Source organism: Spirosoma lituiforme, assembly GCF_054776635.1.
On the sequence record NZ_BAAHBO010000002.1, the window covers coordinates 463,734 to 479,632 of the forward strand.

General features: G+C 52.2%; 13 protein-coding genes. 3 read left to right on the plus strand and 10 right to left on the minus strand.

The window, feature by feature from the left end:
* Positions 1 to 46: 46 nt before the first annotated feature.
* The 5 genes from ACYU87_RS10375 to ACYU87_RS10395 all read right to left on the minus strand — a co-directional run bounded on the left by ACYU87_RS10375 (position 47) and on the right by ACYU87_RS10395 (position 4,134).
* Entirely contained in the window at positions 47 to 820 is a 774-nt protein-coding gene (locus ACYU87_RS10375; RefSeq protein ID WP_461133995.1) for a caspase family protein, read from the minus strand.
* Positions 810 to 1,631 carry a PP2C family protein-serine/threonine phosphatase gene (locus ACYU87_RS10380; protein ID WP_461133996.1) on the minus strand — a complete coding sequence of 274 codons (822 nt, stop codon included), beginning with the start codon at positions 1,629 to 1,631 and terminating at the stop codon, positions 810 to 812. The genes ACYU87_RS10375 and ACYU87_RS10380 overlap by 11 nt, the downstream gene beginning before the upstream one ends.
* Before the next feature lie 3 nt (positions 1,632 to 1,634).
* Positions 1,635 to 2,237: an FHA domain-containing protein gene (locus ACYU87_RS10385; protein ID WP_461133997.1), complete on the minus strand. Its 603-nt coding sequence runs from the start codon at positions 2,235 to 2,237 to the stop codon at positions 1,635 to 1,637.
* 5 nt (positions 2,238 to 2,242) lie between these two features.
* Positions 2,243 to 3,295 (minus strand): hypothetical protein, encoded by a 1,053-nt coding sequence (locus ACYU87_RS10390; protein ID WP_461133998.1) that lies wholly within the window; start codon positions 3,293 to 3,295, stop codon positions 2,243 to 2,245.
* Between the two features lie 83 nt (positions 3,296 to 3,378).
* Positions 3,379 to 4,134, minus strand: coding sequence for an FHA domain-containing protein (locus tag ACYU87_RS10395; protein ID WP_461133999.1), 756 nt, complete (start codon positions 4,132 to 4,134; stop codon positions 3,379 to 3,381).
* A 580-nt stretch (positions 4,135 to 4,714) separates the two neighbouring features.
* Between ACYU87_RS10395 and ACYU87_RS10400 the strand changes: the two genes are divergently transcribed.
* Together ACYU87_RS10400 and ACYU87_RS10405 are read left to right on the plus strand one after the other, a co-directional pair.
* Complete coding sequence (locus ACYU87_RS10400; RefSeq protein WP_461134000.1) at positions 4,715 to 6,667, plus strand: KUP/HAK/KT family potassium transporter; 1,953 nt, start codon at positions 4,715 to 4,717, stop codon at positions 6,665 to 6,667.
* Between the two features lie 96 nt (positions 6,668 to 6,763).
* A complete protein-coding gene (locus ACYU87_RS10405) occupies positions 6,764 to 7,825 on the plus strand; it encodes an NAD-dependent epimerase/dehydratase family protein (protein ID WP_461134001.1) in 1,062 nt (353 codons plus the stop codon).
* Positions 7,826 to 7,990: 165 nt separating this feature from the next.
* Here ACYU87_RS10405 and ACYU87_RS10410 read toward each other — a convergent pair whose 3' ends face one another.
* From ACYU87_RS10410 to ACYU87_RS10430, 5 genes are all read right to left on the minus strand, one after another.
* Entirely contained in the window at positions 7,991 to 10,321 is a 2,331-nt protein-coding gene (locus tag ACYU87_RS10410; protein ID WP_461134002.1) for a glycoside hydrolase family 3 protein, read from the minus strand.
* 110 nt (positions 10,322 to 10,431) lie between these two features.
* On the minus strand, positions 10,432 to 11,973 hold the full coding sequence (locus ACYU87_RS10415) for a carboxylesterase/lipase family protein (RefSeq protein WP_461134003.1): 1,542 nt from the start codon (positions 11,971 to 11,973) through the stop codon (positions 10,432 to 10,434).
* A 43-nt stretch (positions 11,974 to 12,016) separates the two neighbouring features.
* Positions 12,017 to 12,892, minus strand: coding sequence for an alpha/beta hydrolase (locus ACYU87_RS10420; protein WP_461134004.1), 876 nt, complete (start codon positions 12,890 to 12,892; stop codon positions 12,017 to 12,019).
* A gap of 66 nt (positions 12,893 to 12,958) precedes the next feature.
* On the minus strand, positions 12,959 to 14,044 hold the full coding sequence (locus tag ACYU87_RS10425; protein WP_461134366.1) for an esterase: 1,086 nt from the start codon (positions 14,042 to 14,044) through the stop codon (positions 12,959 to 12,961).
* Between the two features lie 426 nt (positions 14,045 to 14,470).
* Positions 14,471 to 15,187 (minus strand): N-acetylmuramoyl-L-alanine amidase family protein, encoded by a 717-nt coding sequence (locus ACYU87_RS10430; protein ID WP_461134005.1) that lies wholly within the window; start codon positions 15,185 to 15,187, stop codon positions 14,471 to 14,473.
* A 1-nt stretch (position 15,188) separates the two neighbouring features.
* Between ACYU87_RS10430 and ACYU87_RS10435 the strand changes: the two genes are divergently transcribed.
* On the plus strand, positions 15,189 to 15,539 hold the full coding sequence (locus tag ACYU87_RS10435) for a hypothetical protein (protein ID WP_461134006.1): 351 nt from the start codon (positions 15,189 to 15,191) through the stop codon (positions 15,537 to 15,539).
* The last annotated feature ends 360 nt before the right edge of the window (positions 15,540 to 15,899 follow it).

Sequence of the window (15,899 nt, forward strand, 5' to 3'; positions counted from 1 at the left end):
AAAGAGCCGTGCCACGAGTCGACCCGTGGCACGGCGCTTCCTGAATCTACAGATACGATAAGGGCAAACCATCCGAAAAGCGCCCGTAGAACATCGGTGTTTGACGACCCCTGGTCCGTTTCCTGACCTGCGGCCCCACGTACCGGTGCAACTCCCGGATCGTTACAATCCGGTTGCCATCCAGATCGCCCTGCCCGGTCAGGCCCTCGATCAGAAAGTGTGTGAAAGCGCCCCCCGCCAGCTGGCCATCTTCAACGGCATACTGCGTGGACCGACTGGCCAGTATCATCGCGACATTACTGCCATCGTTGGTCTTACTCTCGATGGACGGGCGGCTGGTTTTCGGTTGCGTCATTCCGCCAGACATACAGGCATCGGCAATGCACAGTTTGGTGATGGCCGGCGAATCATGAAAAGCCGTTTTGATGGCCTGATACGATAGCATCGTCCGCTGATCGCCGGGACGGGCATCGTACGGCGCAAAACTACCGGGTACACCGTGTCCCGAAAAGTACAGAATGACCCGGTCGTTCTTACCCGCCTTCCGAAAGAGTTGCAAGGCCTGCTTGACCTCGGCCAGGGTTGCCTGCCGATTGGTGAGGAGCCGGATATTTGCCCCGGCGACATTCCCCCCCGCCTTGCTGCGTAAAAAAGTAACCATCTTCCCGGCATCCCGATCGGCAAACCGTAAATCGCCCGATGCATACGAGAGGGCCCGATAATCGGAAATGCCTACGACGACCGCATAGGTATTTCCGGATACAGCCCTGGCCGGATGCCCAAAGAACAACGTCAAACAGACCAGTACATTAATCAGCATAATTAGTCAGGGAATCGGGCGAGTGGACCGGCTCGGCTTGTTTTACGTAACTAATGCCGATCAGATAGCCCGAATAATTGTCTTTTGTTTCGTCGCCACACATGGACTGTAACGACTGTATTTTGGTCAGATCGGGCAGGTTACTGCCCAGTACCGTCTCCAGCACGTAGTCGTCCATCCGTTCGAGTACCCCATCGGTACACATGAAAAAATAATCGCCGGCCTGAATATCCGTCCGGGTAACCACCTCGGGAACCGAGCGGGACGACTGGCCTTTTTTATCATCGGAACTAGCTACCACCGCCCGGCTCAGCCGGTTGCGCCACGGATGCGACAACGCCTGAGCGGCCGTAATGATACCCGACTCGACCATCTCGTTCACCTGTCGATGATCGCGGGTCTGAAAAATGATTTTACCCGCCCGAAGCTGATAAATCCGGCTGTCGCCCAGGTACGCTACGGTAACGCCATACTGATGAATCTGCAGTAACGCGAGCGTAGAGCCCATGCGGTTCACTAGCGGATGCTGCTCAAAATAAGCCTCATAGGCGTCATACGCCCGATCCAGTGCAGCGTTCAGATGCACCTGGTCAAAAACAGGCTCATTCATCGCCAAGGCATAGTCTTTTATCGCCGTACACAACAGGTGGCTGGCTACTTCGCCCTTGTCAGCACCGCCCATACCATCGCAAACGAGAAAAAGCTGGGTCTTGTCGGTTGCCGTACCCACCGCCGGATACACGGTATCCTGGTTGGTACTGCGCTGGCCGATATGCGTAAAGGCAAAGGGAAAAGCGGATTGAATATGCATAAATTATTCGGTGCGGTCCGGGTTATAATCCAGCGCGACCTTATAGGTTTCGAGCATGGTGGATGGTATCGAAAAATGCGTCAGACGAAACCGATCCAGCCCCCCCAGTGTAATTATTGACTGATCATTAACATCAATGATTTCGGCTTTCAGCATGGGTACACCGTCAACCAGTGTGCCGTTCAGACTGGGCTGATTGACCGGAGAGCCCGGCTCGGGAGCGCCATCCTGAAGGTGGTACCGTAGCTGCCCTTTCCACTTGTCGAACGTAACCGTCAGCGTACAGTGCCGACGACTGATAAAGCAGCGCCCGTTGTGAACAAACCGCTCTACCCGAACCGCATTGGCGTCGGAAGTGCCGATACCGTTGCTGCCGAACCGGAGCGGGTAGGTTGCTCCGGAGTCGCCCAGGTAGGTCAGCTGACCGAATGAGGGCAATCCCTGCACAATGGCTTCGTCATACTGAAAAGCGCCTTGTAATGCATTAACCGCCCCACAGCCAACGTGCGAACAGACAATCGAACCACGTTCGGCATCGGCCGCCCGAACCATAATCCGTCGGCCGCATTGCTGGCATGTGATCAGCGTTGTTTTAAATCCACTCATGGGGTTTACTCGTGCATGTCACGGACATCCCCGTTGTTGATGTACGTATCGTCGCGCTCATTGGAATCCGTGAGGTATTCATTCTCATTGGCTCTGTACTCCTCCATCTCGTGGTCACGAAAACTCTGTACATCAGGCGTTTCTGTCGTTTCGGGGGTAGCCGTTTCCAAGACAGGTGTTTCGGTAGTGGGCGTTTCAGCGACAGACGTTTCAGCAGGTTCCTCAATATCCGTTTCAAGGATATACACCATGACGTCTTCCGACATGCTGGCTTCCAGTTCTTCATTGAACTGATCGTTACTCAATACGAACGGTTCCTCCAGTTTTTCGATTTCAACCAGTTCACCATTGAGCGAATCGAACCGATAGAGGGTATCCAATCCCTGATCGCCATTGGCATCGACCACGCGGTAGGTGTGTCCGTCTTTGGCATCCAGTACCAGCGTATCGATGACACCATCCTGGTCGTAATCCAGACCCATAACGCGCTGGCCGTTCAGGTAGCCTTCAATAATCGTCGGTTCGGGCTCTGCGGGCAACTGATTTTCAGGAGTAGAAGCAGAAGTAACAGTAGCGTCCGTTTGGGTCGATACGTATGGCTTAACGGGCAGTTTCTCGCCAACAATATCCTCAGTGTATTGTTGGCGTTGCTCCAACGGCAGACCAGCCCATTCTTCCTTTTCGAAGGTATTGTGCCAGTTACCATGCCAGCTAAACACCCCGCCCATACCAACTTCCTCACGAGCCGTGGCAAACGCCTGCTCGTACGACATGTTGTCGGTTACCTTTCCAGCTACGTTAATATCTTCGGGTATTTGTACACCGATAGTTTCTACCGTTTCTTGTGCTTCGTCAATTGGTGATTCCTGCGCGCCCGCAAAACTCTTACTCTTATCAATAACAGCCCAAGCGGCTCCGCCTAACAATAAAGTAGCGGCAGCAATAGCTGATACTTTTTTCGGATTGGCGTTTGCGCCAGTTTTAGGTGCGGACGAGTTGGCTGGTGTCATGGAATACGTATCGGTTGGCAAATCGGACTGATTGGAAAATGGCGACATGGTTGATACAGGATTTACGTCTTGCTTGATGTGTATGAATAGGGAGTACCCAAAAAAGGTAAGTGCGCTGGAGAAAACTTTTTTTAACTGACCCAAATGGCCTGGCAACGGCGGCAGCTCTTTTGCTGAGCGAGCAGTTCCCACTCCCGAGGACCGAACGGGTCGCGGCAGGCCGGATTGGGGCAACGGTATTTCTCCCGGTATTCTTTGTCGATAACTTCCAGCTTCTCTTCGGTCGATAAAAGCGTGGAGCACAGGGTAGGCACCAGCATACTGAGCCCCGCCCCGGACATGATGTGAAGCAAAGGCAAGGCGGCTCCCCCCGTCGACAGCACCGAGCTTATGCCGACGACGGATGACAGGATAACGCTACCCGTCCGAATCATTTTCTCCCGATTGCGGCAGTCTTTTTTAAGTTTCGGATATTGGGCGTACACCTGTTGCAAATCGGCGAAGGCGCGGGTATAATCAAGGGCACTGGCCTCTGGTTGGGCTGGCGGTTTTGTCACCACCGGCGCGGCCTGCGGTTTGCTCTTGGAGGGCTCGCTCTTTAACGAAGCCAGCATTTCGTCGATGGTGAGAACGGTATCGGCAAACCGTAATTTATCCTGCTTGTCGACTACCTTACGAGTAATCCGTACATCATTGACAAACGAGCCATTTTTGCTGCTAAGGTCTTCTAGAACGAAGCTGGTTGGCGTGCATTGAATCAACCGGGCATGATAGCCACTAACCTTACCCTGAGATAAGACCAGTTGATTGTCGATACTTCGTCCAATTGTGTAGGCTGGCAATTGGCTTAAGTTATCAATCAGCTGGTAAAACTGACTGTCGTTCATGGGTGTGGATGCTGATAAGTCTGCCAGTTGGTAGCGGATCAGGTATATGAAGCGAAGGTAATGTATTTCTTTTACATATCTCTTTTTAAGTATACTAATTATTTATTCGACAAAGAGACGGCCCGTTAAGCTAACGGGCCGTCTACAAAACACACCTAATTAAACAGAACCAAAATCCGCACTAAAACTATATAGATACTTACGATGCAGATTGGCCTTTGGTTTTATCAATGGCCGGTTACTTTTTCAGCTTCGAAGGCGTATCTTTTTCAACTTTGCCAACGTCAAAAAGGCTATTCAACGATACCAGCCACACTTTTTGTCACTTTAGTTTACGTATTACCCTTTACCATAAACATTCAGCAAAATACTGTTTCCTGTTGATTATCAAGATATTCCTTTGGCAAGTCCGTAGTTTCTTCCATCGAAATTAGCCAGACAACTGCCCGCCTGATTTCGTATAACCCGACCGGGCATAACTTTCGGCCATACACGCGTCAAAACGGTGTAAACATCGGTTATCTTTGCGCCGTTTTGACTCGCCACCCGCTCGTAAGACAAGAAGGCGCTAGCCTATTTTATGGAAGATAAGAAGCATATAGACACTGTTACAGCTGCCGGTCTTTTGGTGGCCATGGGCATCATTTATGGTGATATTGGTACGTCGCCCCTGTACACGCTCCGGGCAATTATCGGGGCCGGAAATGTTATTCGGGCTGACATTGTTCGTGGTGCGCTCTCCTGCGTTCTCTGGACGCTGACGTTGCAAACAACCGTCAAGTATGTCGTTTTGATTTTAAGGGCTGATAACCGGGGTGAAGGGGGTATTTTTGCCCTGTACGCCCTGGTTCGGCGGCACGCCCGGTGGCTTACGCTCCCGGCCATTATTGGGGGGTCGGCGCTGCTGGCCGATGGGATCATTACCCCCCCTATTTCGGTTTCGTCGGCGGTAGAAGGGCTGCGCCTGCTTTATCCGGCCATTACGCCCAATGAAATTGTTGAGATTGTCATCGCCATCCTGACCATTTTGTTCCTGATTCAGGCGTTTGGCACAAACGTAATCGGTACGGCCTTTGGCCCCATTATGCTTGTCTGGTTTGTGATGCTCGGTACGCTCGGTATCATCCAGATCGCGCAGGCACCGGGTATTCTGGCCGCCGTCAATCCCTATTACGCGTGGTGGTTACTCGTCGAATACCCCGGTGGCTTCTGGCTTCTGGGATCAGTCTTTTTGTGTACGACGGGAGCAGAAGCCTTGTATTCCGACATGGGTCACTGCGGCCGATCGAACATTCGGGTGAGCTGGATATTTGTAAAATCGTGCCTGGTTCTCAACTACTTCGGTCAAGGTGCGTGGCTGCTGAGCATTCAGGGACAGGTGCTGAAGGATCGTATTCCTTTTTATGAGGTAATGCCCCCCTGGTTCCTGACCATCGGTATTGTCATTGCTACTGCCGCAGCCGTTATTGCCAGCCAGGCCCTCATTACGGGTTCTTTTACACTCATTAGTGAAGCCATTCGCCTTAACTTCTGGCCCAAAGTTCAGCTACGGTACCCAAGTGTGCAGAAAGGACAGTTATACGTGCCCAGCGTAAACATGCTGCTCTGGGCGGGTTGCGTAGGGGTGGTTCTTTATTTCCGGGAGTCATCGAACATGGATGCGGCCTACGGACTGGCCATTACCTTGACGATGCTGATGACAACCTTGCTGTTTTCGTATTATCTCTATACACACAAATACCAGGCATGGTGGGTGGTGGTCTTTCTGACCGTCTATCTGGGTATCGAAGGGTCATTTCTGATCGCTAACCTTATCAAATTTCCGCACGGTGGCTGGGTTTCCGTGATGATTGGCGCGGCCATAGCCGGGATTATGTATATCTGGCTACAAGCTTTCCAGATCAAACTCCGGCTGACCGAATACGTTCGTATCGACCAGTATACGCAGGCTATCAAAGAGTTGAGCCGGGATATCAGTATTCCCAAATACGCCACGCACATTGTATTCATGAGCAATGCCGCCCGGCAGTCGGAGATTGAGTCGAAAATTATTTACTCGATCTTTCAGAAACGACCCAAACGCGCTGACATCTACTGGTTTGTTCACGTCGATACAACGGATGACCCGTACACGATGGAGTACAAAGTGAACACCATCTCCCCGGACGATGCTTACAAAGTAACTTTTAAGCTGGGTTTCCGGGTTGAACAACGCATTAACCTGTTCTTCCGCAAAGTCATCGAAGACATGGTTAAGAATAAAGAAGTGGATATTACAAGCCGCTACGAATCCCTTAGCCGTCAGAACGTTATCGGCGATTTCCGTTTCGTTGTGCTGGAAAAATTCCTGTCGTTCGAAAACGAACTGCCCGCCCGCGAACGGTTTATCATGAACTTATACTTTACCATAAAAGGATTCACCACGCCCGAAGATCGTTGGTTCGGCCTCGACAGCAGTTCAGTTAAGGTCGAAAAAGTACCGCTGGTTATCCGCCCCGTCGAAAACGTCCAACTCAAACGTATTATCTCCTAATTTAAAGAGTGAGAGAGCGAAAGAATGAAAGAGCGGTAAACACTACTACCCGTTTCCATCACTCATTCGCTCTTTCACTCTTTCACTCTTTATTTTATGAAGCTATTAATCACAGGTGGAGCCGGGTTTGTGGGCTCATCGCTGGCAATCTCGCTGAAGCAGAATTACCCGCAGTATCAGATCTTTGCCCTCGACAACCTGAAACGACGGGGATCGGAATTAAGCCTGGCCCGGCTGAAAGCCGCTGGCATTGAGTTTCTGCATGGCGACATCCGGAATAAAGAAGATTTCGACGCGCTGCCCGCCGTAGATACCGTAATCGAGGCTTCGGCCGAACCGTCCGTATTGGCCGGTCTGGATGGTACGCCCGACTACCTGATCAACACTAATTTATTTGGTACCGTCAATTGTCTCAACTACGCGCTGAAGCATAAAGCCAATTTCATCTTTCTGTCGACGAGCCGGGTGTATCCGATCAAAACCATCGAAACCCTGAATTTCGAGGAAGCCGATACCCGTTTTGTGTTAACCGACGACCAGCCCGTACCGGGCGTATCGTCGCGGGGAATTGCCGAGAATTTTCCGCTCGACGGTGCCCGGTCGCTGTATGGTACCACCAAGCTGGCATCAGAACTGCTGATTCAGGAATACAACGAGTTTTACGGCCTGAAGACGGTTATCAATCGCTGTGGCGTCATTACCGGCCCCTGGCAAATGGGCAAAGTCGATCAGGGGGTCATGGTGCTCTGGATCGCCAAACACTTTTTCGAGCAGAAGCTGGCCTACATCGGCTACGGCGGCACGGGCAAACAAACCCGCGACATGCTGCACATTGCTGACCTCTACCGACTGATTGACTGGGAATTGCACCATCTGGATGCGGTCAACGGCCAGATTCTGAACGCAGGTGGTGGCCAGCAGAGCAGCGCTTCGTTGCAGGAACTGACCAAAATCTGCCAGGAAGTAACGGGCAAAACCATCCCCATTACAGAGGTCGCCGAGAACCGGGCCGCTGACATCCGTCTTTACATTACCGACAACACCAACGTGACCAACATAACGGGCTGGAAGCCGGAACTGGGCATCCGCGAAATCGTCACCGACATCCACGACTGGCTCAAGGAAAACCGGGCCGCTCTAGAGCCAATTTTAAAATAAACCAACGGTTTACAACCAGTTAGACAAAGCCCCGACTCAACTCTGAGTCGGGGCTTTGTTATTAGAAAAGTTATTCACGTACTCAAGGTTGTAAGCGGGTCGTAGCCATTCGATTAAGGCTATTTCCCCGGTCCGTGAAGACACCGACCGGGGAAATGGCAACCCCTACTGACCTGGTTTTTTGTAGGTAGCGGTACGGGCATCGCTGATAACACCTTTCCAGTTCAGGCCAAACCCGAAATCATATAGATTTCCTGCGGAATCTTTGTAAGGCGTCATGTCTCGGGGAACATCTTCGGCCTGTGCTTCAACGGTTTTCATGTCGGCGGGGAATTGCATGGGTAACAACGCTGAGGGTTCATGCGCACCCGTCAGAATGTCCAGCAACGCCTGGTCCTGCACACCGAAGTGAGCCAGAATAGCGTTTGACTGGCCCTCGAATTCTCGGACAACCGTGGGGTTCGAAACCAGCAATGACACAATCACCGGCTTACCGTTCATCTTAGTGTATGTCTCGGTTACCATACCCAGATCGGAGGTGTTGATAGTTTTCGCCGTTTTCCCGTTGTAGGTCCGGTTCGTGAATTTTTCCAGCGGATCACCACCGGCCATGCTGGGATCACGACTGCCCTGAGCGGTATAATTTCCGTATTGCAGACTAACCGGCACATAGCCCGTACCGCCCGCTTTGGCATCGTCGGAGTCATAGCCTCCACCCGAATTGGGGCTTTGAATAAACACCAGCGCGTAGTCCGCTTCGGCCGGATTGTCGGTTACGGTGAAGTATTTTTTGACCACGGCCAGATTAACCGGGTAATCCAGCTTTTCGGGAATTTGCATACCCAGGAAATTACGGCCCGCTGGCGTGAATCGTTTCGGAATGTACACAGTCTTCCCTTTGGTCAGCGGTAACGCACTGGCGTTGTTTTTCAGCATCACCACCGATTCCAGCTGCGCCTGGTAACCGGCTTTCATAAATTCGGCCGTGCCCACCGACCGCTGTGATACCTGTGGCTCCAGATAGGGATTTTCGAAAAGCCCCACCCGGAAAATGTTCTTCAGCAACCGAACCGCCGATTGCTCGAACCGATTCCGCATGAACGCGGCACCACGTTCCTGAACGCCCATTTGATACGCGTCGATAACCGGCTTCGATTCATTGTTACCGCCAAACTGATCGACCCCGTTCATGAGTATTTTGTAGTGCCGCTGGGCCACAGAAAGCTTCTCGACGCCCCACGATTTGCCCGTCAGAAACACATCCACGGCGGTCTCATCGGCCGTAATCAGCCAATCCGTACACACTACCCCATCATACTTGTATTTGGTCCGCAGTAAATCATGGATAATGTATTTGTTGTAGCTGTTTCCAACATTCTCGCCGTACTTTTTATCCTGATCGAATGAGATCGTGTAATAAGGCATGACGGCGGAGGCCATTCCCGTTTTCCCTTTCAGCTTGAAGGCCCCGTTGAGGAAGGGCTTGAAATGGGTTTCAAAGTTCTTGCCCGGATAAACCGCGTATTTGCCATAGCCGTAGTGCGCATCGCGCCCTCCCTCTCCCGAACCACCGCCCGGCCAGTGTTTTACCATCGCATTAACGCTGTGGTAGCCCCACCCGCCGGTGATCTCATTGGCCCCCGTCGAGGTTTGAAAGCCGTCAATGTAGGCCCGCGCCATGTCGGTCGCCAACTTGGGGTCTTCGCCAAAGGTGCCACTGACACGGTTCCAGCGGGGATCGGTGGCTAAATCAACCTGGGGAGAAAGCGCTGTAGCAATACCCAGTGCCCGGTACTCAGTAGCGGCAATTTGCCCGAATCGCTGCACTAACCCAGGATTAAAGGTGGCGGCTAACCCCAGCGACCCCGGCCACATGGAGATGGCCCCGCCCGCTCCGGCGTTGAACTCGGCATCGGCCCGGGTACCATGCCGGGGATCGGAACTGCTGTTGATGGGAATACCCAGGCCTAGACTTTCGACCAGCGCCTGTGCATTGTTGTTCCACTCAGCTGCGGCTTCGGGGCTTTGCACCGACGTAATCAGGACGTGCCGCAGGTTATCTTTCGTTAAAAATTCCTTCTGCTGATCGGACAGATCGGCTACTTTAGCCCCACTTTGAGCAAATATTTTTCCGTTATACGTACCCGCAAACGGACCACCGGCCGCAGCCGGAATGGGCTGGTGTTTGCTGTACAGCATCAGTCCGGCAATCTGGTCGACTGTCAATTTAGAGGCCAGGTCTTTCGCCCGCACATCAACGGGTAAGCGCCAGTCTTCGTACTTATCCAGTTTGCCGTTCTTGTTCAGGTCTTTGAACGCAACTCCTTTTTCCGTTATCAGCTTTACACCCGAACCGGGCGCGTAGCCTAGCGTTTTTCCTCCTTTGTTGGTTACTTTCGTCCAGTTCCCCATGTTGGCTTCGGTCCAGTTCTGGCCAAACGCAACGGACGCCGAGAACAGGCCCAGCAAACCTATACAGATACGTTGTTTCTTCATGTTATTACGGTTACTCCAAGTTACAAGATGACGGTCTGATACACAAGAATGGCCAGCGCTCGGATGGCCTCTTCCGTTGTTCTGCACCACGAATGAACTCAATTATGAATTTACTTTATTACGCCATAAAACATCTCCCAAAAGGCGAGTTGTGGCTTTGTTGGGAGAGGAGCACTGTTGATGGTTTTGTCGATGATCATTACCTGTTCAGTGGTTGGCGTGTAGGCTGGCCAGTCAGGCAAATTATTTCCGTTGGGGTTGCCGGTTCTGGCAAAATTGACCCAGTACGATGACATCACATCGGCAATATGCTGGTCGATAGGCTCCCACGGCCGGTCAAGCGTATGCAGATTGTTATAGGCATACACGATTTCGCCCGAGTGAAACGCTCCAAACTGTGCTTGTGGCGTGGCAGCGGGTAGCTGTCGGTCGAAATTATACATGTACACGGGGGCCTTACCCGTTTTGGCCTGCATGTTAGCCCATGTATAGTCCTGAATGCCAAAGGATTCATCCCGGTTGCTATTGCCTTGCGACTGAGCGGCTTCAGCGTCGTTCTCAGCGGGGTAAGCCGTCAGAAAGGCGTCGGCACGATCACCAAATCGCTTCTTTACCTGTTCCCGATAGGTCTCGGCTTTGGCGGGAGGGCCCATGATTTTATCGTCTTTGTTCCAGCCAACGATGAGCGGAACATCGCTCTGACGAGCCTTCGCGTAGCTGTCCATAATCGGCTCGGGCGTAACATATCCATCGACAATGGGTGAACTCAGGCCCCCTTTCGCATTCTGAATCGCATCAGCCGGCAACGCCCGAAGGTCACGCAATGAATTTGCATTCAGAGACTTAGCAAACGACACACCCTGTTGTTCCGCGCCCTGTAGGGTCAGGTTGGGCCGAATGGGGCTGACCACAAAACTGCCGCCACTCTCGGCGATAGCTTTCTGAAAAAGTCCTTTGGCCAGGGGTGATGCCGTCAGGAAGTTGACCGCGAATGCCCCCGCCGATTGCCCGGCAATAGTGACGTTGTTGGGGTCGCCACCCAGTGCAGCTATGTTTTTTCGAACCCATTGTAAGGCGGCAATCATGTCGAGCAGGGCGTAATTGCCCGATGCGTGATGCCCCGACTCTTCCGACAGTTCGGGGTGGGCCAGGAAGCCAAACACGCCAAGCCGGTAGTTGATGTTGACAAATACGATACCTTTCTTCGCCATCGATTCCCCGTCGTAAATTGGGCAGGCCCCTCCCCCGCTTCGGAAACCACCACCGGGAATGAAGACAATGACCGGGCGTTTTTCGGTCGCTGTTCTGGCCCCGGTCCACACATTCAGGTACAGGCAGTCTTCGCTGATGGGCGTTTCCGGGATCAGAAACTCCGACGACCAGTACATAAAAGGCGCTGGTTTCGCCTGCATCGGGCTAGGGCCAAAGACCTGACATTTCCGAACATCGCGCCAGTTGGCAACGGGTTGCGGGGCTTTCCAGCGCAGATTTCCGACCGGCGGGGCCGCGAACGGGATACCTTTGTAAATCCGTACGTCGCCCGACTTATTGATCGTTCCCTCAATGCGTCCGTTATCGGTTTTGACGATCAGCGATTGCCCAAATGCCGAAAGCGAACGAGTTATCAGGAAGAGAAGCATGACTTGTTTCATAGCCTAACGAGTTAACCGGTTACCAAAATCATTACCTCGCCGATCAAGGCGTAACAACTCCGTTTTCTTTCAGGACTTTATGGAAGAACAGCATATGTGACGGCAGTGAATTCTCCCAATACTCCCAGGTATGCCCACCCGGATGTTCGGTATAGTCGTGGGGCGTCTGGTTATACACAAGCCGCCGGTGCAACTCCCGGTTGGGCTCAATCAGGAAATCATCGACGCCACAATCGATAATGATCTTCAGGCCATTGGCTTTTATTTTATCGACCATATTCACCACCGAATTAGCCGCGTATACATCGGGGGTAGCCCCGGCCGGACCCAGAATCCGTTCAAATTGCGGGGTAATCTGCTTGGCGAATTCGGGCGTCAGTTTCCAGTTTTTACGGTCCAGATCAACGGCGCCACTCATGCTACCAGCCGCGCAATACAGGTCCGGATGGCGGGCCGACAGGTACAAGGCCCCATGTCCACCCATACTTAATCCACTAATTACCCGCCCCTTACGATCCCGAATGGTCCGGTACGTATTATCAATCTTTTCGACAACCTCTTTGGTAATATACGTTTCGAACTGGTTGTCTTTCCGGATAGGACTGTCCAGATAGCCACTCAGGGTTTCGCCCTCGGGCGTTACGATAATGAGATTGTATTGATCGGACAGGTTTTGCAGAAGTTGTTTGTCCGGCGTTTTCGACAACCAGTCGCTGAACCGCCCACCACCGCCGTGCAGCAGATACAACACGGGATAAGTCGCTTTGCCTTTAGCGTACGAGTTGGGTAAAACAACGGCTGCCCGCAGGTTCTTTTGCATGACCGCCGAAGGGATGTCCAGCGAATCGACTTTAGCGCCGATTGACAGACGGGGTGCGCCGAGCAGGCTTAGCAGGAGTAATGGTAGAAATTGTTTCATAAGAATAAGCCGCCGACTCAGAACCACAGTCAACACTGAATCAACGCATGAAGGAGATGGATTAATTTACTTGAATAACAAGGGAACATACTCGTTCAGGTATTGCCGCCAGTTAATCCAGGTATGCCCACCCGCCGTTTCCTTGTACTGATAATTGATCTTGTGCTTATCGAGGAGCGCCAGCGTTTTCTTGTTCGCATCCATCACAAAGTCATCTTTGCCAATCCCAACCCAGAAGAGTTTCTTGTTTTTATTGAAGGACGCATCATTCAGGGCTTTAGCATATTTGGTCTCCGCTTCATCAATTGCCGGACCGAAAAAGCCCGAACTGAACACGCCTACGTAATCGAATAACTCGGGCCGGGTCAGGCTCACGTCCAGTGTCTGAAAACCACCCATCGACAAGCCCGCCAGTGCCCGATTTTCCCGACTCGGCAAGGTGCGGTACGTTTTCTCCACGTAAGGCATAACATCGTTGAGAAACTCGTTGGCGAACAGATCGCGCATGGTGCTTAATCCCTGCATTGGGTTCGTCTGCCCCGTGGTGGGCGGCATGGGCATACTGCCATTCGGCATGACCACAATCATTGGTTTTGCCTGTCCGGCAGCCAATAAATTATCCAGGATGAAACCAGCCCGTCCTACCGTGTTCCAGCCCGAATCATCGTCGCCCCCCCCATGCAGTAGGTAAAAGACCGGGTATCTTCCGCTGCCTTTTTCGTAACCGGGTGGCGTATACACGTGCATCCGACGCATCCTGTTCAACGATTTCGACGAATACCAGACCTCCCGCACTTCGCCATGAGGAACCGCCCGGTTATCCTCAAATACGGTTTCGGCACCCGGCACAGCCATCACATTCTCGAGGGTGCTGATACCCTGTTTGACCACCGGATTTTTAGGATCCATCGTCCGTACACCATCCACCATCAGGGTGTAGGTATAATAATCGGGGCGCAGTGGCCCCAGCACCGCTGACCATACTCCCTGCTCGTTTTTAACGAGGCTGACGGGTTTGTTGGTCGATGAGAAATCGCCACTCACGGTTACCTCGCTGGCTTTGGGGGCGTAAATCTGAATAGCCACCCGTTTATCAGCCAGCACATTCGGCGATTTCAGCGTGTCGTTGGGCGTGGGAGTCCGCTGGGGCATCTGGGCCAGTGCACCCGACAGGGTCACAGCGGTGCCGAGCGCAATCCCGAAACCACGAAGATTGACTAGACGAATTAATTTGCGTGTTTTCATGAACGAGTAAGGAGTAAAGGAATAAAACTGGATTGATGGCGCTAATGGCGCGAGGCTCCAGCCTCGTGCCTAGTATTGCCCGGCCTCTGGCCGGCATCAACTAATCGGCAAATAACAACTAGTACTCATGTGTATACTGGCCGGAGGCCGGAGTATAGTCGACACGAGGCTGGAGCCTCGCGCCATCCACAATCGCTCAACGACGTACGCAGAACCTTTGTGTCAAAAATACACATGGTTCTGACAATAAAGGTAGTGACGCTAAAAAATTGTGAATTTAGCAGGACTATTTATCAACATTTAATGTCTGATGACGGCGCAAGGGAGAAGTTATTAGCGCTTTTTATAGTCCAGCAGCATACCCTGGCACATCCAGTTGGCCAGCGCCTGGCGGTTCTGGGCCAGCAAAAACCGACGCTGGTCGAGCGAGTTCTGGATATTGCCCAACTCAATAAATACGGTTGGCGGATGGCTGTTTTTGACTACGTATAACGTTCCACGGCTACTGACCCGACCCATGTAAGGCCGCCCCGGCCGATAGCGTTTATAGTTGACCTGAAACATTCGGTGAATCTGACGGGCCAGCCTCAGCCCAATATTACTCTGGGGGTGATGGTAAAAAAAGACATCAATCGTTTCCCCTTTGCTTCGGCTATCTACGTGAATCGTGATAAACCGCTGATAGCGCTCTTTGTGCCGGGCAAACTGCCGATTCACGGCCGTCGTTGTTTGCCGCAGCCGGGTTGTCTGATCGAGGGGAATGGGCAAGTTGGGATAAGCTCGTTCGTCGTAGTCGATGGGCAGCACGGCCCCATCCCGAATACCGTCATTATGGTCCTGAACAATCATATATACCGTAGCGCCATGCTGAATAAGCACCCGAGCCAGCCGGATCGTGACATCGTACGCGTATTCATCTTCGGGCAGGCGCTGGGAACCATACTTGCCGATTGCTCCCGGATCAGGGCCACCATGCCCCGAAGCCAGGTAATAAACGGCCCCGCCAAGCTGATTGTCCAATATGGGAATGGTCGCGTATCGAGGTCCCATAATGGCCAGCGTTTTACTCACTGTCCGTACGGCCGCTTTCCTGACAGGCCTGGCCGATTTAGCTGGTTTGGCCGTTGAACGGACTTTTCTGGCCGATTTAGCCGAACGCACAACGCGCCTGTTTTTCGGCCGGATCGACTGTTTTCTGGGAGACTTTTTGGGCTGGCGTTTCTTCTCCGTTTTCTTTCGGGGCTGCGGTTTAGGGCGGCTGTGCTTACCGGGACCGGCTTTCGAAGGAAGTCGGGTGGACGACTCGTTGATTGACAGTATGCCTGCGTTGGTCGGGGAAGCAGGTACAGATAACAGCAGGTACAGGAGAAAAGAGGCTAATAGATGCAATGGATTGGTCTAACTAATAGGTCTTATTTACACACAAGACCCGGTCAAGTATTTTCCCAGGCTGGCTACAGCATGACTGTCTGACTACTTTGAAAAAAAAGCTGTATTGGGAAAATACAAAAAAAAGAAGCTGCAAAAGTAGACCGATTTCATAGAATTAGCCAACAAGTCGCTGCACCCTACGATAAGTATTTGTTACAGCAGGCAAGTTGGCAACGTTCCCGACAACGTTTGCGTAAAAAAATCAAACGCATTGTTTCCCGATGCGAAACGCACTGATTACACTTATGAGCTATTGCGCAACCAGAGGCTATACATAGACAAAAGTTACTTCTGCGCAAAAGCCAATTCACTAACCTGTTACTTCCCGTTC

What these genes read in the sequence shown, in the direction of transcription:
- ACYU87_RS10375 (WP_461133995.1), bottom strand. Translation starts at nt 820, where the DNA reads ATGCTGATTAATGTACTGGTCTGTTTGACGTTGTTCTTTGGGCATCCG.
- ACYU87_RS10380 (WP_461133996.1), bottom strand. Translation starts at nt 1,631, where the DNA reads ATGCATATTCAATCCGCTTTTCCCTTTGCCTTTACGCATATCGGCCAG.
- ACYU87_RS10385 (WP_461133997.1), bottom strand. Translation starts at nt 2,237, where the DNA reads ATGAGTGGATTTAAAACAACGCTGATCACATGCCAGCAATGCGGCCGA.
- ACYU87_RS10390 (WP_461133998.1), bottom strand. Translation starts at nt 3,295, where the DNA reads ATGTCGCCATTTTCCAATCAGTCCGATTTGCCAACCGATACGTATTCC.
- ACYU87_RS10395 (WP_461133999.1), bottom strand. Translation starts at nt 4,134, where the DNA reads ATGAACGACAGTCAGTTTTACCAGCTGATTGATAACTTAAGCCAATTG.
- ACYU87_RS10400 (WP_461134000.1), top strand. Translation starts at nt 4,715, where the DNA reads ATGGAAGATAAGAAGCATATAGACACTGTTACAGCTGCCGGTCTTTTG.
- ACYU87_RS10405 (WP_461134001.1), top strand. Translation starts at nt 6,764, where the DNA reads ATGAAGCTATTAATCACAGGTGGAGCCGGGTTTGTGGGCTCATCGCTG.
- ACYU87_RS10410 (WP_461134002.1), bottom strand. Translation starts at nt 10,321, where the DNA reads ATGAAGAAACAACGTATCTGTATAGGTTTGCTGGGCCTGTTCTCGGCG.
- ACYU87_RS10415 (WP_461134003.1), bottom strand. Translation starts at nt 11,973, where the DNA reads ATGAAACAAGTCATGCTTCTCTTCCTGATAACTCGTTCGCTTTCGGCA.
- ACYU87_RS10420 (WP_461134004.1), bottom strand. Translation starts at nt 12,892, where the DNA reads ATGAAACAATTTCTACCATTACTCCTGCTAAGCCTGCTCGGCGCACCC.
- ACYU87_RS10425 (WP_461134366.1), bottom strand. Translation starts at nt 14,044, where the DNA reads ATGCCCCAGCGGACTCCCACGCCCAACGACACGCTGAAATCGCCGAAT.
- ACYU87_RS10430 (WP_461134005.1), bottom strand. Translation starts at nt 15,187, where the DNA reads ATGGGACCTCGATACGCGACCATTCCCATATTGGACAATCAGCTTGGC.
- ACYU87_RS10435 (WP_461134006.1), top strand. Translation starts at nt 15,189, where the DNA reads ATGGCCAGCGTTTTACTCACTGTCCGTACGGCCGCTTTCCTGACAGGC.